General features: G+C 71.2%; 21 protein-coding genes and 1 pseudogene. 9 read left to right on the forward strand and 13 right to left on the reverse strand.

The window, feature by feature from the left end; all coding sequences use genetic code 11:
• Window positions 1–25 precede the first annotated feature (25 nt).
• The 3 genes from QM720_RS04935 (at window position 26) to QM720_RS04945 (ending at window position 3,700) form a co-directional block, all read left to right on the forward strand.
• On the forward strand, window positions 26–1,357 hold the full coding sequence (locus tag QM720_RS04935; protein ID WP_415125044.1) for a DUF222 domain-containing protein: 1,332 nt from the start codon (window positions 26–28) through the stop codon (window positions 1,355–1,357).
• A gap of 305 nt (window positions 1,358–1,662) precedes the next feature.
• On the forward strand, window positions 1,663–2,415 hold the full coding sequence (locus QM720_RS04940; RefSeq protein ID WP_415125045.1) for an IclR family transcriptional regulator: 753 nt from the start codon (window positions 1,663–1,665) through the stop codon (window positions 2,413–2,415).
• 109 nt (window positions 2,416–2,524) lie between these two features.
• Complete coding sequence (locus QM720_RS04945) at window positions 2,525–3,700, forward strand: 4-hydroxybenzoate 3-monooxygenase (RefSeq protein ID WP_415125046.1); 1,176 nt, start codon at window positions 2,525–2,527, stop codon at window positions 3,698–3,700.
• Window positions 3,701–3,959: 259 nt separating this feature from the next.
• Here QM720_RS04945 and QM720_RS04950 read toward each other — a convergent pair whose 3' ends face one another.
• Window positions 3,960–5,210, reverse strand: coding sequence for an ATP-binding protein (locus QM720_RS04950; RefSeq protein WP_415125047.1), 1,251 nt, complete (start codon window positions 5,208–5,210; stop codon window positions 3,960–3,962).
• Window positions 5,211–5,625: 415 nt separating this feature from the next.
• On the opposite strand from QM720_RS04950, the gene QM720_RS04955 reads away from it, so the two are divergent.
• Genes QM720_RS04955 through QM720_RS04965 form a run of 3 tightly spaced genes read left to right on the forward strand, consistent with a single transcriptional unit; the run spans window position 5,626 to window position 9,258 of the window.
• Window positions 5,626–7,530, forward strand: coding sequence for a glucose PTS transporter subunit IIA (locus QM720_RS04955; protein WP_415125048.1), 1,905 nt, complete (start codon window positions 5,626–5,628; stop codon window positions 7,528–7,530).
• A 59-nt stretch (window positions 7,531–7,589) separates the two neighbouring features.
• On the forward strand, window positions 7,590–8,438 hold the full coding sequence (locus QM720_RS04960; RefSeq protein WP_415125049.1) for a PRD domain-containing protein: 849 nt from the start codon (window positions 7,590–7,592) through the stop codon (window positions 8,436–8,438).
• 16 nt (window positions 8,439–8,454) lie between these two features.
• The gene (locus tag QM720_RS04965) at window positions 8,455–9,258 is read left to right on the forward strand and encodes a ChbG/HpnK family deacetylase (RefSeq protein ID WP_415125050.1); all 804 of its coding nucleotides are present in this window, start codon (window positions 8,455–8,457) and stop codon (window positions 9,256–9,258) included.
• Between the two features lie 115 nt (window positions 9,259–9,373).
• On the opposite strand, the gene QM720_RS04970 is transcribed toward QM720_RS04965, so the two are convergent.
• From QM720_RS04970 to QM720_RS04985, 4 genes are read right to left on the reverse strand one after another with little or no spacing between them, the layout of a single operon-like run.
• Window positions 9,374–11,665, reverse strand: a complete 2,292-nt coding sequence (locus tag QM720_RS04970) for a glycoside hydrolase family 3 N-terminal domain-containing protein (RefSeq protein ID WP_415125051.1) — start codon at window positions 11,663–11,665, stop codon at window positions 9,374–9,376.
• A gap of 42 nt (window positions 11,666–11,707) precedes the next feature.
• On the reverse strand, window positions 11,708–12,334 hold the full coding sequence (locus tag QM720_RS04975) for a TetR family transcriptional regulator (protein WP_415125052.1): 627 nt from the start codon (window positions 12,332–12,334) through the stop codon (window positions 11,708–11,710).
• Between the two features lie 35 nt (window positions 12,335–12,369).
• The gene (locus QM720_RS04980) at window positions 12,370–13,233 is read right to left on the reverse strand and encodes an EamA family transporter (protein WP_415127809.1); all 864 of its coding nucleotides are present in this window, start codon (window positions 13,231–13,233) and stop codon (window positions 12,370–12,372) included.
• Window positions 13,234–13,249: 16 nt separating this feature from the next.
• Entirely contained in the window at window positions 13,250–14,512 is a 1,263-nt protein-coding gene (locus QM720_RS04985; RefSeq protein WP_415125053.1) for a serine hydrolase domain-containing protein, read from the reverse strand.
• Window positions 14,513–14,622: 110 nt separating this feature from the next.
• On the opposite strand from QM720_RS04985, the gene QM720_RS04990 reads away from it, so the two are divergent.
• Both QM720_RS04990 and QM720_RS04995 read left to right on the forward strand, forming a co-directional pair.
• A complete protein-coding gene (locus QM720_RS04990; protein ID WP_415125054.1) occupies window positions 14,623–14,934 on the forward strand; it encodes a DUF2470 domain-containing protein in 312 nt (103 codons plus the stop codon).
• Window positions 14,935–15,025: 91 nt separating this feature from the next.
• On the forward strand, window positions 15,026–15,694 hold the full coding sequence (locus tag QM720_RS04995; protein ID WP_415125055.1) for a heme oxygenase (biliverdin-producing): 669 nt from the start codon (window positions 15,026–15,028) through the stop codon (window positions 15,692–15,694).
• A gap of 174 nt (window positions 15,695–15,868) precedes the next feature.
• Here QM720_RS04995 and QM720_RS05000 read toward each other — a convergent pair whose 3' ends face one another.
• Window positions 15,869–17,251, reverse strand: a complete 1,383-nt coding sequence (locus QM720_RS05000; protein WP_415125056.1) for an ATP-dependent DNA helicase — start codon at window positions 17,249–17,251, stop codon at window positions 15,869–15,871.
• 52 nt (window positions 17,252–17,303) lie between these two features.
• On the opposite strand from QM720_RS05000, the gene QM720_RS05005 reads away from it, so the two are divergent.
• Window positions 17,304–18,422: a hypothetical protein gene (locus tag QM720_RS05005; protein WP_415127811.1), complete on the forward strand. Its 1,119-nt coding sequence runs from the start codon at window positions 17,304–17,306 to the stop codon at window positions 18,420–18,422.
• Window positions 18,423–18,429: 7 nt separating this feature from the next.
• Here QM720_RS05005 and QM720_RS05010 read toward each other — a convergent pair whose 3' ends face one another.
• From QM720_RS05010 to rpmB, 7 genes and pseudogenes are all read right to left on the reverse strand, one after another.
• Window positions 18,430–18,834 (reverse strand): PIN domain-containing protein, encoded by a 405-nt coding sequence (locus QM720_RS05010; protein ID WP_415125057.1) that lies wholly within the window; start codon window positions 18,832–18,834, stop codon window positions 18,430–18,432.
• Window positions 18,831–19,085, reverse strand: a complete 255-nt coding sequence (locus QM720_RS05015) for a hypothetical protein (protein ID WP_415125058.1) — start codon at window positions 19,083–19,085, stop codon at window positions 18,831–18,833. Before QM720_RS05015 ends, QM720_RS05010 begins: the two co-directional genes overlap by 4 nt.
• A gap of 40 nt (window positions 19,086–19,125) precedes the next feature.
• Window positions 19,126–21,066 carry a cytochrome c oxidase assembly protein gene (locus tag QM720_RS05020; RefSeq protein ID WP_415127813.1) on the reverse strand — a complete coding sequence of 647 codons (1,941 nt, stop codon included), beginning with the start codon at window positions 21,064–21,066 and terminating at the stop codon, window positions 19,126–19,128.
• A 222-nt stretch (window positions 21,067–21,288) separates the two neighbouring features.
• Entirely contained in the window at window positions 21,289–21,567 is a 279-nt protein-coding gene (locus QM720_RS05025; protein ID WP_415125059.1) for an HU family DNA-binding protein, read from the reverse strand.
• Between the two features lie 294 nt (window positions 21,568–21,861).
• Window positions 21,862–22,167: a 30S ribosomal protein S14 gene (gene rpsN / locus QM720_RS05030; RefSeq protein ID WP_028496288.1), complete on the reverse strand. Its 306-nt coding sequence runs from the start codon at window positions 22,165–22,167 to the stop codon at window positions 21,862–21,864.
• Between the two features lie 4 nt (window positions 22,168–22,171).
• A complete protein-coding gene (rpmG, locus tag QM720_RS05035; RefSeq protein WP_005051772.1) occupies window positions 22,172–22,342 on the reverse strand; it encodes a 50S ribosomal protein L33 in 171 nt (56 codons plus the stop codon).
• A pseudogene (rpmB, locus tag QM720_RS05040) lies at window positions 22,342–22,579 on the reverse strand (50S ribosomal protein L28). The gene rpmG and the pseudogene rpmB overlap by 1 nt, the downstream one beginning before the upstream one ends.
• Window positions 22,580–22,679 lie beyond the last annotated feature (100 nt).

Below are 22,679 nucleotides of genomic sequence, written 5' to 3' on the forward strand. Positions count from 1 at the left end.
CGGAGGCCCTCCCTACTGTGGGTATATGGACAGGGATCGGCTCGCGGGTATCACCGAGGCGCTGCGCGCGCTGGTCGATGCCGGTGGCGCCCGTCCGGTGGAGGGTCTGCCGGCCGGTGACCTGGTCGCGATCAGCGCGGCGTTCGGGGCTCTGAAACGGCACGTGGATGCCGCGTTCGCACCGGTCGCGGCGGAGATCGCCCGGCAGTCCCGCGTCGAGCTCGGCAAGGACTCCCTGGCGCGTGCGCAGGGGTTCCGGTCACCGGAGTCGATGATCTCCGCGGCTACCGGGATTCCGGTCGGGGAGGCGAGACGGATCGTGCAGGTCGGGGAAGCGACCGCGCCCCGCACCACTCTGACCGGGGAGCCGTTGCCGGACAAGCACCCGCACGTCGCCGCCGCACTGCGGACCGGGACGATCGGGGTGGCCGCGGCATCCGCGATCACCGGGCTGCTCACCAAGGTCGCACCCCGCGCCGACAAGGCGGCGTTGGAGGAGATGGAGGCGCGACTGGTCGCGGCCGCACCGGGGTTGCGGCCCGACGAGCTGGCGAAGCTGATCGTGCGCGCCGAGGCGCACCTCGACCCCGACGGCGTCGCACCGAAGCTGGCGGAGATCCGGGCGGACCGGGCGCTGTTCCTGAGCGAGCGCGACGGGGTGTTCCACCTCGAGTTCCGCAGCGACGTCGCCTCCGCCGCCCCCGTGCGCGCCGCGATCGAAGGCATCGTCTCCGCCACGATCCACACGAACCGCGACCGCGACGATGCCGAGAAGGACGACCGGTCGATGCGTCAGCTGCGCGCCGACGCCCTCATCGAACTCTGCGAGCACGCCCTCGGCTGCGAGCAGACCCCGACCCGGCCCACCACGACCGTCGTCGTACGGATGGACCTGGACGCGCTGACCACCGGCACCGGGCTGGCGACGGTCGACGGGGTCGACCACCCCATCCCCGCCGCAGACGTGCGCCGCCTCGCCGCCGAACTGCAGTTCATCCCGATCGTCCTCGGATCGTCCTCAGAGATCCTCGACCTGGGGCGCGCGGCACGCTCGTTCAGCAAGGCGCAGAAGCTCGCGATCACCGAAAGAGACGGTGGATGCGTCAGCTGCGGCGCCCCACCCGGAAGATGCCACGTCCACCACCTCGTCTGGTGGTCCCACGGCGGCAGGACCGACCTCGACAACGGCGTACTCCTGTGCTCCGCCTGCCACCACCGCCTCCACGACGACGGCTGGGACATCCACATCGACGGCCCCGGCATCAACGCCCGCGTCTGGACCATCCCACCCACCTGGATCGACCCCACCCGAAAACCCCGCCTCGCCGGACGACACCGCTACGACCTCGCCGTCTGAACCCGGCCGTCGGACGTCGGCGCGCGACACGGTGCTGCCGGGCTTGCCGAGGTGAGAGCTTGCCGTTTGCGCGGCGCGACGATCCGAGCACCGGCGACGGGCGCACCTCGAAACGGCGCAGTGGCGCAGCGGCGCAGTGGCGCAGTGGCGCAATGGCGCAGTGGCGCAGTGGCGAGAGCTGCGGCACGGTTCAGACGCGGCGGCCGCCGGTGAGCACCGCCCGCAGGAGCGCGATCAGCGCGATGACGCCGACGACAACGGCCACCCGCGGCGTCGGATGCGGGTCGCCCTGCCAGACTGGGCGCATGGCGAATTCCCCGACGGGCGACTCGGTCACGGGCCGCCTCGTACGGGTGCTGGAGACCTTCACCCCGACGCGCACGGTGCAGAGCGCGGCGGAGATCGGCCGCCGCGCGGGCCTGCCACGTTCGACCGCGCACCGCATCGTCGGCGAGCTCGTCGAGGTGGGGCTGCTCGAGCGCGACGACGACCATCGCGTGCGCATCGGGATGCGGCTGTGGGAGCTCGCGACCCGCTCGTCGCAGGCGCTGCGGCTGCGACAGGCGGCGATGCCCTTCATGGAGCGCGTGCAGGCGCGCGTACGCGAGCACACGCAGCTGGCGATCCTGGAACAGGAGGAGGCCCTGTTCGTCGAGCGCCTCAGCGTGCCCACCGCGGGCGCCAACATCACCCGCATCGCGGGCCGGCTCCCCCTGCACGCCTCGTCGTCGGGCCTCGTGCTGCTGGCCTTCGGCGAGCGCGAGCTGCAAGACCGCATCCTCGCGGGCCCGCTGCGGCCGCTGACCCGGCAGACGATCACCGACCCCGCGGCGCTGCGACGCAAGCTCGCCGAGATCCGCACGCTCGGCCACGCCGTCGCGCCCGGCTCGATCGAGGAGGTGTCCACCGGCGTCGCCGTGCCGATACGCGACGAGACCGGCGCGATCATCGCCGCGCTGTCGGTCGTGCTCCCCCGGGATGCCGCCACCGACCTCGCCCTCGTCGAGCTGCACCGGGCCGCCCGCGACATCGAGCGCGCGCTCCGCGCCCAGCACTGACCCGCCCCCGCCGGGCACACCACAGCATCCTGTTCAATGGGATTCGTGCACCGGCGAGCTCCGCCGGCGTCGCACACTGGATCCACCCGCGCCCGTCGAAGGAGACGCCATGACCACCATCCGCACCCGCGTCGCCATCATCGGCGCCGGTCCCGCAGGGCTCCTGCTGTCGCACCTGCTCGCACAGCGGGGCATCGCCTCCATCGTGCTCGACCAGCGCAGCCGGGAACAGATCGAGACGACGGTGCGCGCCGGCATCCTGGAACAGGGCACCGTCGAGGTGCTCGACGGCCTCGGCCCGTTCAGCCGCGCCCGCACCGTCGGGCACCGCCACGACGGCATCGAGCTGCGGTTCGCCGGCGAGAGCCACCGCATCGACTTCCCGGGGCTCGTCGAACGCAGCGTGTGGCTCTACCCGCAGCACGAGGCGCTGAAGGATCTCATCGCCGCACGCCTCGCCGACGGCCAGGATCTGCGCTTCGGCGTCACGGCGCAGCGCGTCACCGGTGCCGAGAGCGACCGTCCGCACGTGCACGTGACGGATGCCGAGGGCAACGCCTACGACATCGAAGCCGAGTTCGTCGTCGGCGCCGACGGCTCGCGCTCGGTCGCGCGCGAAGCGGTCAGCGGCTCGCGCGCGGGCTACTTCCGGGAGTACCCGTTCGCGTGGTTCGGCATCCTGTGCGAGGCGCCGCCGAGCGCGAACGAGCTGATCTACAGCAACTCGCCCGACGGCTTCGCCCTGATCAGCCAGCGCAGCGACACCGTGCAGCGGATGTACTTCCAGTGCGACCCGGACGACGACCCGAACACTTACAGCGAGGAGCAGCTGTGGGAGCTCCTGCAGCAACGCGTGCCGGGCACCACGCTCAACGAGGGACCGATCTTCCAGCGCGACATCCTGCGCTTCCGCAGCTTCGTCGCCTACGAGTTGCTGAAGGGCCGCGTCGCCCTCGTCGGCGATGCCGCGCACACCGTGCCGCCGACCGGCGCGAAGGGCATGAACCTCGCGGTCGCCGACGTGCTGATCCTCGCCGAGGCCCTGGGCGAGCTGCTGCTGAAGGGATCGAGCACAGCCCTGGAGGCCTTCCCCGACACGGCCCGGGAGCGCATCTGGAAGGCGCAGCACTTCTCCTGGTGGATGACGAGCATGCTGCACGTCACCGACGACGCGTCGGAGTTCGACCGCCAGCGCCAGCTCGGCGAGCTGCACAGCGTCACGAGCTCGACCGCGGGCAGCACGTTCCTCGCCGAGGCGTACACCGGCTGGCCGTTCGCGCGCTGAGCGGCCGCCGTCAGGGACGGCGCATCCTGCAGCTCGATCCGGCGTCGCCCCGGCGGCAGGGCGCTGACCCCCGCGGCCGATGATGCGCCCGGCGGCCCGATCGCGCGCGACATCCTCCGGCGGTACCGCCCAGCCCGAGGCGCGGTCCGGCATGAGGCCGTCGACGTCGTCGCCCCCGTAGGCTCCGGTGTGCTCCAGGCGCTCACGCAGCCGCCGGTACCAGGCGCCCGGTTCTTCCACGCCCGGCCGTGGCGCATCCTCACGCGCTCCAGAGCACATCGAGCGGCACCGCGCGAATGCGGTCCCCGGCGGCGACGGCCGCCCCGCCCGCATAGAGGATGTAGCCGGCGATGAATCGATCTCCGAGCCGGTCGCGCAGCGCGGCCAGACCCCTCACATCGCTTGCCCGCACCGTCGCTGCAGCCTTGACCTCGATGCCGACGACGCGTCCGTCCGGTGCCTCCAGGACGACATCCACCTCAACGCCGCGGCTGTCGCGATAGTGATGCATCGTCGTGCGTTGCGCCGCCCAGGTCTGCTGACGACGCAGTTCGCCGACGACAAAGCACTCCATGAGCGGGCCGAGCAGTGCAGAACCAGGGGTCAGCGCCTCCGCCGTTGCGCCGACCAGGCTCGCTGCGAGTCCCGAATCCACGAGGAAGACCTTGGGCTGCTTCACCTCTCGGGAGGTGAGATTGGTCGACCACGCCGGCAACACATGCGTGAGATACAGCGTCCCGAGCAGGGCGATATAGGGATCGAGCGTTCGCCGCGGGATGCCGGCATCCGCGGCGAGAGAACTCCACACCATCGTGCTCCCCATCCGCGCCGCGATCAGCCGAAGGAGGCGGGGCAGATCGGCGAGCCGTTGAAGGCCGGAGATGTCGGGGGCGTCGCGGCGCACGATCTGGGAGACGTAGTTCGCGTACCAATCGGCTCGACGTTGCGCCGTGGCGCGCCGCAGCGCTTCGGGGTAGCCGCCCGCACTTACGCGGTCGACATAGTCCTCGCGGCGAAGCGCGCTCTCATGGTGCGCGAACGTCTCGCCCGAGAGGGCAGCATCGATGAACGACCCTCCGCGGCGGTCGACTTCGCGCTGGCTCAGCGGATAGAGGTCGATGCGTTCCGTCCGCCCGGCGAGCGACTCGTGGGTCGATGCGAGATCCAGGAGGTTGGCCGATCCCGTGACGAGGAACCTCCCCGGCCGCTGGTCGCGGTCGACGGACGCCTTGAGGGCGACCACCAGTTCCGGCGCCCTCTGCAGTTCATCGATGACCAACAGGTCGCCGGGCGCCTGCTCGACGAACCCGACCGGGTCGGATCGCGCGAACGCGCGCGCCGTCGGGTCATCCAGAGTGACGGCGACACCACCCCGTTCGGCGACGATCTGTGACGCCAGAGTGGATTTGCCCACCTGGCGGGCACCCTGGAGCACAACGATCCGCGTGTCCTCGAGTGCCTCTTCCACCTTCGGCATGATCAGCCGCGGCAGTAGTGATGTGGCAGCCATGCGGTCGATGCTAGTTGCCTGCTCGCCGTTTCACCACCCCATACTCGCCGTTTCGCCAGGTCTTGCTCGCCGTTTCACCACCTGTTACTCGCCGTTTCGCCACGGTCGGAGAACGGACTCGGCCAGCGCGAAGGGGTCGCGAATGGCCGGAATGACGCGCGGACAGCGGCCGTTTGCGACCCCGTGACGGATGCCGCGTGCAGCGCACCTGCGGCATCCATCCGCACGCCTGCATTGCGCGGCGGCGCGAAGACGCGGCATACTGGAGCGGCAGGGCGTCAGCCCCGCGAGGATTGTTACTGCTCGGCAGGCGAGACCTCCATCACGCGAACGCGTGGTGTGAGGTCTTTTTTCGTTTCAGGCGACGCCGCCGGGCGGGCGAGACTTCGGCACACCATCCAATGAAGGAGGAACCGTGGCGAACACGGATACGGATGCCGCTCTGGCGCGCACGATCGGCGAGCTCGTCGGCGGGCCGCAGAACGTCGCATCGGTGCACAACTGCACGACCCGGCTGCGCTTCGTCGTGCGCGACGAGGGCAAGGTCGACTTCGACCGCCTGGGCGACACCCCCGGCGTGATCCAAGCCGTCAAGGCCGGCGGCCAGGTGCAGGTCGTCATCGGCACGCACGTCGACCGCATCCGCGACAGCCTCGTGGGTCTGCCCGGCTGGGGCGCGCTCGACGACTCGGCGACCGAGGCGGCCGGCACGCGCCGCCCGCTCGATGCCGTGTTCGACTTCCTCGGCGCGACCTTCCAGCCCCTGATCCCCGCCATCACCGGCGCGGCGCTCGTGCAGGTGCTCGTGCTGCTGCTCACCCAGTTCGGCGGGCTCGACGCAGCCAGCCCGACGGCGGCGGTGCTGACGGCGGCCGGCAACGCGGTCTTCTACTTCCTGCCCGTCTTCGCGGCGTTCACCGCCTCGCGCAAGCTCGGCGCAAACCCGTTCGTCGGCGCATCCATCGCGGCGGCCCTGCTGCACCCCGCATTCACCGCGATCGGCGAACAGGGCACGCAGGTGTCCGCGTTCGGACTGCCGCTGTTCATGTACTCCTACGCGAGCTCGATGTTCCCGGCGCTGCTGCTGGCCCTCGCGCTCGGCGGGCTCGACCGCGTGCTCAAGCGCTACCTGCCGCGCGCGCTGCAGCAGGTGTTCGTCCCGACGATCGAAGTGCTCGTGCTCGTGCCGCTCACGGCGCTCGTGTTCGGCCCGATCGGCGTCGTCGTCGGCAACGGCATCGGCGAGGGGCTCGCCTGGCTCAGCACCAACGTGCCGTTCGTGTTCTACATCGTCGTCCCGGCGCTGTGGGTCTTCCTGGTCGCGATGGGCATCCACTGGGCGCTCATCTCGATCGCGCTCGTCGAGCTCGCCTCGGGCCACAGCGTCATCCTCGGCGCCGCGTTCGGCTACCAGTACGCGATGTTCGGCGTCGCCCTCGGCATGGTGATCCTCACCGCCCGTCAGGGCAACAAGAAGCTGCGCGACACCGCCGTCGCCGCGACCATCTCGGTCGGCATCGGCGGCATCACCGAGCCGACCCTGTACGGTCTCGTGCTGCCCCACCGTCGCGTGCTCGTCATCGAGATGATCTCGGCCGCCGCCTCGGGGCTGGTGCTCGGCCTGTTCGGCGCGTACGTCATCGGATTCAGCCCGGCGCCGATCCTCGCCCTGCCGCTCATGGCTCCGGTCATCGCCGGTGTCCTCGGCCTCGTCGTGGGTCTGGCCGTGCCGACGATCCTGCTGCAGATCTGGGGCTACCAGAAGCCTGGCACGCAGGCATCGACCGACGATGCGGATGCCGCGGCATCCGGGTCCGCGGGCTTCCGCGGCCTCGTCGACGCCGCCGCGCGCACCGCGACGGTGACGGTCGGCGCGCCGGTCGCCGGCGAGGTGGTTCCGCTCGCGCAGGTGCCCGACCCGATCTTCTCGGGTGCCCTCATCGGCCCCGGCGTCGCGATCGCCCCGACCGCCTCGCGCGTCGTCGCCCCGATCGCGGGCGTCGTCGTGGCCGCTCCGGCGAGCGGACACGCGATCGGTCTGCGCACCGACGACGGCACCGAACTGCTGATCCACGTCGGCATCGACACGGTCAAGCTGAACGGCGAGCACTTCACCCCGCGCGTCGCGCAGGGCGACCGCGTGACGGCCGGCCAGGTGCTGCTGGAGTTCGACGCCGCCGCGATCGCGGCCGCGGGCTACTCGCTCGTGACGCCGGTCATCGTCACCAACATCGGCGGCGACCAGCGCGTCGATGTCGTCGCAGACGGTAGCGTCAGCGAAGGAGACACTCTGTTCACCGTCCACCCCGCGGCAGGCTGAGCCGCACCTCTCGACGTGCGGCCGCCGGATCCGAACCGGTGGCCGCACGGGGAGCACAGATGCGCACCATCACGAAGATCTTCAACAACAACATCGTCAGCGCGGTCGACGCCGACGGCGAAGACGTCATCCTCGTCGGCGCCGGCGTCGGCTACCTGGCGAGCAAGGGCGCCGCGGTCGACGAGTCGCGCGTCGAGCGCGAGTTCCATCTGACCGGCGTGGGCCGCAGCGGCGCCTTCCGCGTGCTGCTCGAGGTGCCCTACCCCGTGCTGCGCGCCACGTCCCGCGTGTCGGAGCTGCTCGCGAAGACCTACGGCATCCGGCTGCCGACGACGGTGGAGGTCGGGCTCGCCGACCACCTCGCCCAGTCCATCCGCCGCATCGACGAGGGCATCCCCCTCTACAACTCGATGCTGTGGGAGACGAAGATGACCTACCCCGGCGAGTTCGCGATCGCCCTGCACGCCCTCGACGTCATCCACGAGGAGCTCGGCCGCAAGCTGCCGCTCGACGAGGCGGGCTTCATCACGCTGCACCTCGTCAACGCCGGGCTCGTCGGCGACCCGGGACGGGCGATGACCCTCGGCACGACGATCCGCGCGATCATCGACATCGTCCGGGGCGACCTGGGCATCGAGGTCGACGGCGCCACGACGGCGAGCGCCCGCTTCCTCACGCACATCAAGTTCGTCGTGCAGCGGCTGACCCGAAACCGCGCGCACCACGGCGCCGCCGACGAGTACTACCAGGCGCTCATCGCCGACAACCCCGAGCTGTACGCGTGCGCCGAGCACATCGGCCGCTACCTCGACGAGTCGTTCGACGCCGGCGTCACCGACGAGGAGCGCATCTACCTGCTCCTGCACCTGATCACACTCCGCGACGAGCAGCAGCGCGCCGCCGACTGAACCCGAAGGATCCCTCATGCCCCGTCTCATCGTCCAGGCCGACGACATCGCCATCACCCATGGCGCGACCCTCGGCATCCTCGATGGCATCACGAACGGCATCGTCCGCGCGACCGGCATGTTCGCGAACTGCCCGGATGCCGCCTTCGCGGCATCGCGGCTGCGCGAGCTCGACGGGATCGACGTCGGCATCGACCTCAACTTCGTCACCGGCCGGCCGGTGCTGCCGGCATCCGAGGTTCCGGGACTCGTCACCGGCGACGGCGCGTTCCGCACCTCGGGGCAGATCCGCGCCGAGTATCGCGTGACCGGCGGCGACGCCGTGTTCTCGCAGTTCGAGCGTGAGCCGTTCGATCTCGACGAGACGATGGCCGAGGCGCGCGCCCAGGTCGACCGGTTCGTCGAACTGATGGGTCGCGCCCCCGCATACGTGCATCACCACTCGATCGTCTCGCCGGTCAGCGACGCGGTCGTGCGGCAGGTCGCCGCCGACCTGGGCGTGCTGTTCGTCGACGACCTGTACCGCGGCAGCGTTCCGCTGCTGCCCAACGACTGGTACGCGAAGCCGTTCCCCCTCGACGCGCAGATCACAGCGGATGCCGTCGGCGCGATGGAACGGCTGCTGCCGGCGATCCTCGCGAACGAGACGAGCCTGCTGATCCTGCACCCGGGTTACGTGGATGCCGAGATCCTGGGCCTCAGCACCTTCTCGATCATCCGCGCCCGCGACCTCGAGCTCGTCGCCTCGCCCGCCGTCCGCGCACTGCTGGACGACGCCGGGGTCGAGGTGACGAGCTTCAGCGACGCCGGCCTCGCGTAGCGCTGTACCCCTCGCGGGGGCGCGAATGGCCGCAAAGCGGGCGTGATAGCTACAACATGTGACCCGCCGGCGCTGGGCGGCGCGGCGATGCCGCACCCCCCGGCGAACCTCGAGGCTACGGGACGACCTCGAAGCGGACGGCGAGCTGTGCGTCCGCGCGCGAAGACGGGCCGACGCGCAGCTCGAACTCGCCGGGCTCGACGACGCGGATGCCGGCGGCATCCACGATCGTGAGATCGGCGACCGGGATCTCCAGCGACACGTGCGTGTGCTCGCCGGGCTCGAGCGGGACCTGGCGGTAGGCCTTCAGCTCACGGTCGGCCCAGCTCACCGAGGTGACGAGGTCGCTGACGTAGGCCTGCACCGTCTCGACCACGGGGCGCTCGCCCGTGTTGCGCAGCGCCACCTCGGCGTGCAGCACGTCACCGGCACCGAGCCGGTCGGCCGCGAGCCACACGCCCTCGTAGGCGACGTGCGTGTACGACAGGCCCTCGCCGAAGACGTGCGCGGGCTCCTGCGTGAGGTCGGCGTAGCGGTCGCCGTGCTGGCCGCGGATCTGGTTGTAGTACGTCGGCTGCTGCCCGACGTGCCGGGCGAACGAGATCGGCAGGCGGCCGCTGGGCTCGATCAGCCCGAGCAGCAGCTCGGCGATGGCCCGGCCGCCCTCCATGCCCGGGTTCGCGACCCACACGAGCGCCGCGGCGCCGGTCACCGCCGGCGGCAGCACGAGCGGCTTCGAGGCCATCAGCACGACGATCACCGGCGTGCCGGTCGCCACGAGCGCCTCCAGCAGCGCGACCTGGGCGCCGACGAGCTCGAGCGTCGCGGTCGATCGTCCCTCGCCGACGAGCTCGATGCGGTCGCCCACGACGGCGACGACGTAGTCGGCGCGCCGCGCGTCGGCGACGGCGTCGGCGATGAGCCCCTCGTCCGGCGAGGCCGGCGCGACCAGCGGCGGCCGCGGCTGGCCGTCGGGGAAGTAGTTGCCGTCGGGATGGTCGCCGTGCGTGAGGATGTCGCCCCCGCGCGCGGAGGTGACCGTCCAGTCCGACGGCACCTGTGCGCGCAGCCCGTCGAGCACGGTCGTGATCATTTCGCGCGGCTGTCCGTCGAGCCACCCGGCCTGACCCGAGCCGCCCGCCCAGTCGCCCAGCTGCGTCTGCGCGTCGTCGGCGAGCGGACCGACCACCGCGACCCGCTTCGGCTCACGCCCGGTGCGCGCCGCGCGGCCAGCGCCCTCGACCATCCCGCCGTCCAGCGGCAGCACGCCGTCGTTGCGCAGCAGCACGAGCGAGCGCCGCGCCGCCTCGAGGTTGAGCGCCCGGTGCGCGTGAGACCCCACGACCTGCTCGATCAGTTCGGCCTCCGGCCGGCGCGGGTTCTCGAACAGGCCCAGCTCGAACTTCACCGTGAGGATGCGCGAGACCGCGGCATCCAGATCCTTCTCCGTCAGCAGCCCCCGCTCGATGGCCTCCAGCGCGCCCTCGAAGAACCCGGGGGTCACCATGACCATGTCGTTGCCGGCCTTGACGGCGGCCGCCGCGGCGCGCGTGTCGTCGGGCTGCACCTTCTGCTCCCAGACCATGCGGCCGACGTTGTCCCAGTCGGTGACGAGGGTGCCGGTGTAGCCCCACTCGCCGCGCAGCACGTCGGTGAGCAGCCACTCGTTGATCGTCACCGGCACACCGTCGATGCTCTGGTAGCCGAGCATGAAGGTGCGGCATCCCTCGCGGGCGACGCGCTCGAACGGCGGCAGGAACCACGACCGGAGCTTGCGCCGCGAGATGTCCGCCTCGCTGGCGTCACGGCCGCCCTGCGTCTCGGAGTAGCCCGCAAAGTGCTTCGCCGTCGCGAGGATCGCGGTCGGGTCGGTCAGCCCCTCGCCCTGATAGCCGCGCACCATCGCCGACGCCAGCTCGCCGATGAGGAACGGGTCCTCCCCGAACGTCTCCCCCACGCGCCCCCAGCGCAGGTCGCGCGCGATGCACAGCACGGGCGAGAAGGTCCAATGGATGCCGGTGGCCGCGACCTCGACGGCCGTCGCCCGCGCGACGCGCTCGGCGAGGCCGGCATCCCACGAGGCGGCCAGGCCCAGTTGGGTCGGGAAGATCGTCGCACCCTCCCAGAACGAGTGCCCGTGGATGCAGTCGTCCGCCACGATCAGCGGAATGCCCAGCCGCGTCTGCGCGGTCAGTTCGTGCGCGCGGAGCACCCGCTCAGGAGAGGCGTGCAGGATCGACCCGACGTGCAGGCCGAGCACCTGGTGGTCGAGGTCGCCGCGGGCATCGAGCTGCAGCATCTGCCCGACCTTCTCCTCGACCGTCATGCGGGAAAGGAGATCGGCGACGCGCCGGGCAACGGGGGCCGCGGGGTCGAGATAACGGGGCCGGTTCTGCCGGGAGGTCATCCCGCAATCCTGCCAGAGGCCCGACGCAATCCCTAAGTGAGGTCAGTCGTCCCCGGCGCCCTTGCGAGCGTCTTCCCGGGCCGCGTCGCGGACGTGCGAGGCCAGGCACAGCGCCCGCCACAGCGCCCGCAGCCGGCCCGCCATGTCGATCCTGTGGTCGTGCAGCCACTGCACCTGCAGGCCGTCAGCGGTGGCGATCAGCAACTCGGCCACCTCGGTCGGGTCGGCGGTCGCGCCCATCGCGCCGTCGGCCTGCGCCAGCTCGACGTCGCGCGCCAGCGCCTCACGCAGGTACGCGTACCGCTCGACGAAGAACGCGTGCGACGGATGCCCCGGGTGCGCCGCATCCGCGGAGAACTCCGCGTACAGCTGCACGAGCCCCGGCACGTGCCGGTTGTGCTCGATGACGGCGAAGTAACCCTCGACGCCGCGCGCCCCGGTCGTGTACGCCGTGCGGTCGCTGACGTCACGGGCACGGATCACCTCTTCGTACAGCTCCTCGCGCGACGCGAAGTAGTGCATGAGACCGGTGTGGGTGAGGCCGACGCGCTCGGCGATGTCGTTGACGTAGCTGCGGCTGTAGCCGTTCTCGGCGACCACGTCCAGGGCAGCGCTGAGAATCTCGGCGCGCCGCGCCAGCCCCTTCGCATACGGTCCCCGACCGGCCATGCCCTCAGCCTAGCGAGGAGGACGGCGATCCCGCTTCATCCGACCGGTTCGACACCCGTGCGGCGACCCGCGGCGCGGACGGCGCCGATGGATGCCGCGATCACGAGCGCGATCCCGGCCAGCTCGAGCCACGCCAGGTGCTGCCCGAGCAGGATCCACCCGGCGAGCGCCGCCGTCGCCGGCCCCAGCGCCATGAGGGTCGCGAAGGTCGGCGCGGGCAGGCGCCGCAGCGCGATCAGCTCGAACGCATACGGCAGCGTCGACGACAGCAGCGCCACCGCGGCCCCGAGCCCCAGGATCTCGGGCCGCAGCAGGGCGGCACCGGCATCCGTCACCCCGAACGGCAGCGACACGAGCACGCCGATGCTCATCGCCAGGGCGAGCCCGTCGAGCCGGGGAAACTCCGCGCCGACCCGCGCCGAGGCGAGGATGTACAGCGCCCACGTCGTCGCCGCGCCCAGCGCGAAGACGACCCCGAGCACGTCGAGCCGGTCCCAGCCTCCGCCGCCGAGCGCGATGACCCCCGCGAACGCGAGGCCCGCCCACAGCCACGCGGAGGCGCGGCGGCTCGCGACGATCGACAGCACGAGCGGCCCGAGCACCTCGATCGTGACGGTGACCCCGAGCGGCAGCCGCTCCAGCGCGAGGTAGAACAGGCCGTTCATCGTCGCCAGCACGAGCCCGAACGCCGCGACGGCGCGCCACGCGCCGGCGTCGTGGCCGCGCAGGCGCGGCCGGGCGATGAGCAGCAGGACGAGCGCCGAGAAGACGAGCCGCAGCATCACCATGCCCAGCGGGCCGACCTCGGGGAACAGCAGCACGGCGATCGACGCCCCGCCCTCCTGACACACGAGGCCGGCGACCACGAGAGCGATCGCCGACGGCGGGGCGGCCGGCATCCGTGCCGTCACGGCGTTATCCGTCCGCAGGCTCCTCGGCCTGCAGCGGGCACACCGCGGCCGCGACGACCTGCGCCGACATGTCGTCCGCCGTCCACGGCAGGCCCGCCTCCGGGGCGGTCTCGCCCTCCGCCGCGGGCGCCTTCGACGCGATCGCGGCGAGCTGCCATGCGAGGCTGCGCACGAGCGCCGACGAGGCCCGCGAGTTGTTCAGCACGACCACGACGGTCATGCCGGTGTCGCGGTCGGCGAACGCGGCGGTGAGGTATCCCGGCATCGACCCGTACTGGCCGAGCAGCGTGCCGGCCTGGTACAGGCCGCCGTCGGCGGTGAACCACGACGGTCCGTCCGCGGCCACGGGCAGCGGGTTCTCGTACCGCGTGTCGGTGTCGAACGAGCGGGCCCCTACGGCCACGGCCTGCGTATAGCGCCCGAGGTCGGTCAGGTTCGTCGCGACGCCGGATGCCGAGTACCCGGCCGACGGCGACAGCGCGGTCACGTCGGTCGGCTCGGCGCACATGACGCTGCCGTCTTCGGCGCTCGGCGACCACAGCCCGTTCAGCTGCACATCGGCCGTGGTGGGCAGAGCGGTCACCGTCAGCCCCATCGGCGTGAAGACGTACTCGTCGTAGACCTCGGCCATGCTCGCGCCGGTGGCGTGCTCGAGAGCCTGCCCGAGCAGGACGTACCCGGTGTCGGCGTCGCTGAAGGTCGCGCCCGGCTCGCCCGACAGTCCCCGCGACATGCCGTAGGCGAGCAGTTCGCGCGGCGCCCAGGGCCGGGCCGGGTTCGCGATCATCCGGGCAGTCAGCAGCGGGGCGTACGACTGCAGACCGCTCGTCGAGTCGCACAGCTCCTCAAGCGTGAGCTGCTCATACCCGGGGATGCCGGCGACATAATCCCCGACGGGATCGGTGAGTTCCACCAGCCCGCGGTCGGCGACGGCGTACAGCGCGTCGCAGGTCATCGCCCGGGTGACCGCTCCGGCCTTGAAGGTGCTCGTCGCCGCGACGTCCGGCCCGGTCGTCGTGGTCGTGCCGACGCCGGCCAGCCACGACCCGGACCAGGGGATCCACACCCCGACGACGGCTCCCGTCGCCCCGGATGCCGCCACCGCCTGATCGACCGCCGCCTGCAGCTGCGCCTGCGTGTCGTCCGAAAGCGCCGCGTCGGCCTGTGCCGGAAGCTCGAGGTCGGCGGGGCCGGCGGAGCATGCCGTGAGCACTGCCGCGAGGGCGAGCGCGCACGCCATCGCCGCGACGCGTGACAGACGTGTCATCCTCACCCCCGATGGTTCCAGTTCAGCGTAGATCATCGCGGCGGCGGCGGCGTACGCCGCGGGGGCTGGGGCCGGGAATCCGCCGACAGATCCGCTCCTAAGGTGGAGGCATGGCGCACACCTTCGACGACGACGCCCTCGCCGGCGTGCTCGGACACATGAACGACGACCACTCCGACGACAACCTGCTCATCGCCCGGGCGTTCTCGCCGCTGCCCGACGTGATCTCGTCGCAGATGGTGACCTTCGACGGTGCCGCCGGGCAGTGGCGCATCGTCGCCGCCGACGGCACGCACGACGTGCTGCGCGTGCCGTGGCCCGGCGGCGAGATCACCGAGCGCCGCGAGGTGCGCCGCGAGATCGTCGCGCTCTACGACGTCGCCTGCGCGCGCCTGGGCGTGACGCCCCGCCCGCACGCCTGACGACCCGGCATCCCTCGCCTGCGGCGCCGATGACGACGTCTCTGGCGAAACCTTCAGGTTAGCTGTACCTAAGTTTTGCTACCCTGAAGGTGTGACAGCGCCGATCCCCTTCTCCACCGCCCTGCGCGAGCGCTCGCAGCGCGCCCACTCGGGCAGCGAGCACGCCGGCTTCATGTCCGACCTCTTGCGCGGTCAGGGCACCCGCGACGACTACGTCGCGCTCGTGGCGCAGCACTGGTTCATCTACGAGGCGCTCGAGGCCGCCGCCGCGCTCATGAAGAACGACCCGGTCGCGGCGCCTTTCCTCAGCGAGAAGCTCACCCGGCTGCCCGCGATCGAGGCCGACCTCGAGTTCCTCATCGGACCCGACTGGCGCAGCCGCATCGAGCCGCTGCCGACGACCGAGCGCTACGTCGCCCGCATCCGCGAGGTCGGGCGGAACTGGCCCGGCGGCTTCATCGCCCACCACTACACGCGCTATCTCGGCGACCTGTCGGGCGGCCAGTTCATCGGCAAGGTCATGGCGCGCCAGTTCGGGTTCGGGACGAACGGCATCGGGTTCTACCTGTTCGACGAGATCGCCGACCCGGCCGCGTTCAAGGACGTCTACCGCGAGCAGCTCGACGCCGCCGCCTGGGATGCCGCCGAGAGCGACCGCGTCATCGACGAGGTGCTCGCGGCCTACCAGTTCAACACCGACCTGTTCGTCGACCTCGCCGCCGCCAAGGCCACCGCCGCGCCCGCGGCATCCGTCGCCTGACCCCGTCGCCGCGTCGCCCTCGCCCTGCGTCGCCCCCGCCCCGCCCTCATCCTCGTCGAGACTGCATCCGTGCACCGAGACAGCAGACGGCAGCTGCAGTCTCGGTGCACGGATGCTGTCTCGCGGGTGAAGCGGATGCCGGGGCGATGCCGGGGAGCGGGGGGATGCGGGGGGTCAGAAGCCGGAGGCGCGGACGCCGGCCATGAAGCGGCGGACGTCGGCGTCGACGAGGATGTCGGCGGGGCGCAGGGGGCGCGACAGGTACAGGCCGTCGAGCGAGGTCAGGCGCGAGAGCGCGACGTAGGTCTGGCCCGGTGCGAACGCGCCGGAGCCGAGGTCGATGACGGCCCGATCGTAGGTCTTGCCCTGCGACTTGTGGATCGTGACCGCCCACGCGAGTCGCAGCGGGAACTGCGTGAACTCCGCCACGATGTCGCGGCTCAGCGTGCGCGAGCCCTCGTCGTACGCGTAGCGGAACCTCTCCCACACGGTCGGCTCGACATCGACCTCCTCGCCGTCGAGCTCGACGCGCACCGTCCCGCCGGCGATGCGGGTGACGGTGCCGATCGAGCCGTTCACCCACCGCGGCCCGTCGCCGCCCGCGGCGCGCCCGCCGAGGTCGTTGCGCAGGAACATCACCTGCGCCCCGACCTTCAGCTGCAGCTCGGCGTCGGCGGGGTACACGTCGCCGCGCCCGAAGTCACCGCTGATCTCGGCCCGCGCGGTCTGCACCGGCCCCGGCAGGGCGTCGAGGTGGCGCTGGTTGATGCGGCCTACGATGTCGTTGCGCGTCGCGAGCGTGATGATCGGCGGCTCGCCGTCGACCGGCTCGGGAACCGGCCGCGCACCCGCCGCGTTGAGCGCCCCGGCGATCTCGGCGGTCACGACCCCGTGCCGCACGGCGTTGAGCATCGCCTTGAAGTCGACGTCGGCCTGCCGGTGGATCTCGCGCAGCTCGCGGATCTGCAGCGGCGCGCCGGTGCGGCCGAGGTCGAGCAGGCCGTCCGACCGGATCGCCGACCCGTCCGCCGAGGGGCCCGCCCACACCTGCGCGTCGAAGAACCAGAACGACCGGTAGTGGTCCTTGATGTAGCGCAGCTCGTCGCCGCGCGGCGGCACCGGCGACAGCTGGTACGGGTCGCCGAACATCACCACCTGCACGCCGCCGAACGGCTCGGAGCGCCGCCGCCGGGCCTGGCGGAGCGAGCGGTCGACGGCATCCATCAGGTCGGCGTTGACCATCGAGATCTCGTCGATGACGAGCGTGTCGATCGCGTTCATGATGCGTCGCGCCGGCTCGGACTGGTCGAGCCGGCTGTCGGCGATGAGCCCGATCGGCAGCCGGAATAGCGAGTGGATCGTCTGCCCCTCGACGTTCAGCGCCGCGACGCCGGTGGGGGCGCAGACGGCGATCTGCTTCTCGGTGTTCCACGCGAGGTGCTGCAGCAGGGTCGATTTCCCGGTGCCCGCGCGGCCCGTCACGAACACGTGCTCGCGGGTGTCTTCGATGAGGCGGAACAGCTCCTCCTGTTCGGGTGACAGGTCGGGGATGCTCACCGATCCATGCTAGCTATCAGCCTCGCCTTCCTAGACTGGCTACGTGGACGGGGTGGAAGAAGTGGATGCGACGCGGCCGGATGCCGCGGCCTCGCTGCCCGTCGCCCCGGATGCCGCCCCGACCACCCCGCCCGCCCCGAAGAGAAGCCGCCGCCTCGCCTTCGACCTGACGGCGCTGGCGGTGGTCGGCATCCTGCTCGTCGGCGCGCTCGGCGCCACCGGTGCCGTGCTGTACCAGAACCTCTACAGCCCGTCGGCGTTCGTCGTGCGCTACCTCGACCTGCTCACGCAGGGGCGCGCCGCCGATGCGCTCGCGCAGGCCGGCGCCTCGGTGGATTCCGCGACGCTCGCCAAGGCCGGTCTGCCGACGGATGCCAGCGAGGCGCTGCTGCGCCGTACCGCGCTGGCCCCGCTGAGCGACGTGACGGTGCTCGGCGAGCAGGAGCACGACGGAGTGGTCGACGTGACCGTGTCGTACACGGCGGGCGGGTATCCGGGCACCTCGACGTTCCGCATCGAGCGCGCCGGCTGGATCGGGGTCGCCCCGACCTGGCGGTTCGCGCAGAGCCCACTCGCGATCATCGACCTCACGGTGCGCGGCGCGACGCAGTTCACCGTGAACGGGTTCGAGGTCGACACGCGCCAGGTCTCTCCCGACCAGCTGGATGCCGATCCCCTCGAGCCCGTCGCCCTGCTGGTGTTCTCGCCCGGCCTGTACTCCATCTCGGTCGACACGGCGATCTCCACCTCCGCCGGGGTCGCCGTGCTGTCCGACACCCCGCTGGCGGACATCCCGGTCGACCTGCAGACCCAACCCACCGAGCAGTTCACCGCCGTGGTGCAGGAGCAGGTCGAGTCGTTCCTCACGACGTGCGCGACGCAGCAGGTGCTGCAGCCGACCGGATGCCCCTTCGGCCTCGAGGTCCGCAACCGCATCGTAGGTCCCCCGGTGTGGTCGATCGCGCAGCAGCCGACCATCACTCTCGACCCCGACGGGGCGCAGTGGACCATCCAGCGGACGCAGGCCGTCGCGCACATCGTCGTCGACATCCAGTCGATCTACGACGGGTCGATCCGCCACGTCGACGAGGACGTCCCGTTCTCGGTGGGCGGCAGCGTCACGATCCTGCCCGACGGCACGGCATCCATCGTCGTCTCCGACGGCGGCTGACGTCTCGTCACAGCGCGCGGAACGGGTTCACGATGCGCACACCGCGCAGCGTGGCGCCGTCGGTCAAGTCTTCTGACCACAGTTCGGCGCAGCCCGCGGATACCGCCGCTTCGAGCACGAGCGCGTCGAAGATCGAGAGCTGGTGGGCGGATGCGGTGGCCGCTGCCGCCAGCACCAGGGCGGCATCGGTCGGCACGACGTCGACGTCGAGCGCCGAGAGCATCCGCATCGCCTGGTCACGCGACCGACGGAACTTCCGGGTGAGAACGGCGTGGAGTTCGATCATCACCTGCGTAGAGATCACGGCGTCGGCGGCGCGCTCGGCAAAGATTTCGCGCGCACGACGCTGCTTGGCTAGCTGGCTGTCGTCTAGCTGGTAGGCGAGCACGTTCGTGTCGAAGAACACGCTCACGACGCGTCGAACATCTCGTCGTAGAGCTCTTCGCGCGTCCAGCCTCTGCCGCCCGAGCTGCCGCTGTAGAGCCGCGAAAGCTCGACGAACTCCTGTGCGGCGCGCCGCCGACGCTCGGTCACCGACTCCTCGAGCGCATACTCGGCCAGGCGCTGGGCGAGATACTGGTTCACCGATTCGCCCCGCTCGAGCGCGCGGATGCGGGCGCGCTTGAGCGTGTCGGCATCCACGGTGATCGTCAGGTTCGCCATATCGTCAGTGTAGCACCGAACCCGTGCAGCACGGGTTGGATCACTCGCCGCGGCGGGCGTCGCGCTCGGCGAGGGCGGCCAGGCGCGCGTTGTAGGCTTCCAGCTCGGCGTCGCCGGTGCGGTCGGCCTGGCGGTCGGCCCGCCGCTGGGCGCGCTCGTCGGAGCGGCTCCACTGGATCGCGACCGTGATCGCGAGGATGAGCGTCGGGATCTCCCCGATCGACCACGCGATGCCGCCACCGGTGTACTGATCGACCAGCGGCGCCTCGCCCCACGTGCGCCCCATCGAGCCGAACCACTCCGCGACGAACAGCCCCGTCGACATCATGATCGCGAGGCCGAAGAAGGCGTGCATCGCCATGACGCCGAGGAGCGTCAGGAGCCGGAACGGGTACGGGAGGCGCAGCGGCACCGGGTCGATGCCGACGAGCGACTGCACGAACAGGTAGCCGGAGATGAGGAAGTGGGCCACCATCCACTCGTGGCCGAGGTGGTCGTAGAGGGTCCAGCGGAACAGGTCGGAGTAGTAGAACGCCCACAGCGACCCGATGAACATCGCCGCCGCGAACAGCGGATGCGTCACGACCCGCGCGAACGGGGTGTGCACGGCCCACAGGATCCACTCGCGCCCGCCGCGGGTGCCGTCGTCGCGCTTGCGGATCGCACGCGAGGCGAGCGTGATCGGCGCGCCGAAGACGAGCAGCATGGGAATCGCCATCGTCAGCAGCATGTGCCCGAGCATGTGGACGCTGAACAGGATCTCCTGGTACGCGTTGATCGCCCCGGACGTGACCCACAGCAGCAGCAGCATGCCGCACACCCAGAGCACGCTGCGGTAGAGCGGCCAGCGGTCGCCGCGGCGGTGCAGCCGCCACGCGCCGACGAGGTAGAAGAAGATCCCGAAACCGGCGGCGAACGCCCACAGCACGTCGATGTTCCCCTGCGTGACCCACTGCACCGGCGTGAGCTCGGGCGGCAGCGGCGACCCGGTGAGCACCTCGGCGGGCGTCTGGGCGCGCAGGGTCGTGTCGACCGGCGGCGGCGTGCGCGACAGCGCGACGGCCGCGCCGCTGGCGACGCCCATGAAGGCCAGCTCCAGGGCGATCAGTCCCCAGAAGCGCCGGGAGGCGGCATCCTCGGTCAACCGCGCGATCAGCCGCCGCCGGTACCACGCGCCGAGCGCGCCGATCGCCAGGAGCGCGGCGACCTTGACCGCCAGGATCGCGCCGTACGGCGAGAGCAGGTTCTCCCACGTCAGCAGCCCCACGACGGCCCGCGCGACGCCCGACAGCGCCACCACGACGAAGGCCGCGAGGGCCAGGGTCGAGTAGCGGGCCGTCGCCGCCTGGAGCCGCGCGCGGTCGAGGCCGGGACGCACGACGACCAGCAGCAGCAGTCCGCCGAGCCACACCGCGGCGCCGATGATGTGCAGGGCGAGGGCGGTGACGGCGGTGTTGTGACCCGACTCGGCGCCGGAGTGCCCCTGCGTCGCCATCGGGATCAGCGCCCCGATCGCGAGCGCCGCGACGACGAGCGTCGACGTCCAGCCGCGCACGGCGAACGCGAGCACGGTGAGCATGGCCCCGGCGATCGTCGTGAGCGCCCAGGCGCGCCCGGGCTCGGTCTGCGTGAGGAAGCGGCCCAGCTGCGCGCCGAACTCCGCACCCGCGCTGAGCTCCGGGTTCAGAACGTTGAGGAACGTGAAGAACGCGGTCGCGGCGCTGGCCACCGTGAACACCGCGGCGCCGATGGATGCCGCATCCAGCGCGGTGTCGAAGGGGCGCTCCCCGGCCGTCAGGGCGAACAGGGCCAGGACGAGGGTGCCGACCATCGTGGCGGCGGAGAGGTTCACGGCGAGGGTCGCCACCGGCAGGCCCCAGCGCACGATCGGGCCGGGGTCGCCCGTGAGCAGCTGCGCGGCTCCGCCGCCGTAGGCGAGCCCGGCGACGAGGGCGATCAGCGCCGCCCCGACGAGGATCATCGGCCCGACCAGCCGCAGGGTGCCGGTGTCGCGGGCGGCGGGCGCAGTCACCCGTTCAGCCTACGCGCGGCGCCGCGACCGGCACGACAGAGGGGGATGCCGGCCGGCATCCCCCTCTGTCGTGGTTACGCGAAGGTTTCGATACGCCGCGCACAAGGCGCGGCTACTCAACCTGAGTCGCAGGCGCGTCAACGTTGCTGCGCAACATTGACCCGCCTCGACTCACTTCGCGGCGGCCTTGAGCTTCGAGCCCGCGGTCACCTTGACGCGCTTGCCGGCGGCGATCTTGATCTCCGCACCGGTCTGCGGGTTGCGGCCCGTGCGGGCGGCGGTGGCGACCTGCTCGAACGACAGGAAGCCGGGGATCGTGACCTTCTCGCCCTTGGCGACGGCCTCGGTGACAGCGGCGAACAGGCCGTCGACGACGCGGCCGACGGTGGCCTGGCTCTCGCCGGTGGCGCTGGCGATGCTGGCGACGAGTTCGGTCTTGGTGATAGCCATGGGGTTTCCTCCAGACGGCAGCTTCTGCCGCCTTCAGTTACTTCGGAACCGGGTGTCGTGCACCCGGGTTGGTCGGATGGACCGCCCCCGAATATACCCAGAAACCCCGGAAATCCGCGGATTTCCGGCCATCCGACGTCATCTTCCCCGGCGTGTCGCCCGTCTGGTGTGACGGGAGTGACGGATGTGACTACCGGCATCCCTCGATCGGGCGCGCGGCCGACGCGCCGGGATGCCGGGCGCACAGCGAAAGGCCGGGACCCTTTCGGGACCCCGGCCTTCACGGCAAGCGGATTACCAGCTCGACTTGGTCACGCCGGGCAGCTCGCCACGGTGCGCCATGTCGCGGAAGCGCACGCGCGAGATGCCGAACTTCGACAGGTGGCCGCGCGGGCGGCCGTCGATGGCGTCGCGGTTGCGCAGGCGCACCGGCGACGCGTTGCGCGGCAGCTTCTGCAGGCCGACACGAGCGGCCTCGCGGGCCTCGTCGGTGGCGTTCGGGTCGACGAGGGTCTTCTTCAGCTCGGCACGCTTCTCGGCGTAGCGGGCGACGACCTCTTCGCGCTGGTGGTTGCGCGCGATCTTGCTCTTCTTGGCCATGAGATCAGCGCTCCTCTCGGAATTCGACGTGCTTGCGGATCACCGGGTCGTACTTCTTCAGCACGATGCGGTCGGGGTTGTTGCGGCGGTTCTTGCGCGTCACGTAGGTGTACCCCGTGCCGGCGGTCGAGCGCAGCTTGATGATCGGACGGACGTCCTGAGCCTTCTTCGCCATTAGAGCTTCACACCCTTCGCGATGAGGTCACTTCACGACCGACTCGATGCCGCGGGCGTCGATGACCTTGATGCCCTTGGCCGAGACGTTCAGCGTGATCTTGCGACCGAGCGAAGGAACGTAATAGGTCTTCTTCTGCACGTTCGGGTCGAAGCGACGCTTCGTCCGGCGGTGCGAGTGCGAGATGTTGTGACCGAAGCCGGGAACCGCTCCGGTCACCTGGCACACTGCTGCCATGGTGATTACTCCTTAATACCGTGAGGCCGGACGGCCCCACCCAAGATCCCTTGTCTGCACCCCGCGTCGGAGCACACCGAATCCGGCACGCTGAGAGGTG

The sequence above is a fragment of the Microbacterium sp. genome (assembly GCF_047602155.1).
Taxonomy (GTDB): domain Bacteria; phylum Actinomycetota; class Actinomycetes; order Actinomycetales; family Microbacteriaceae; genus Microbacterium.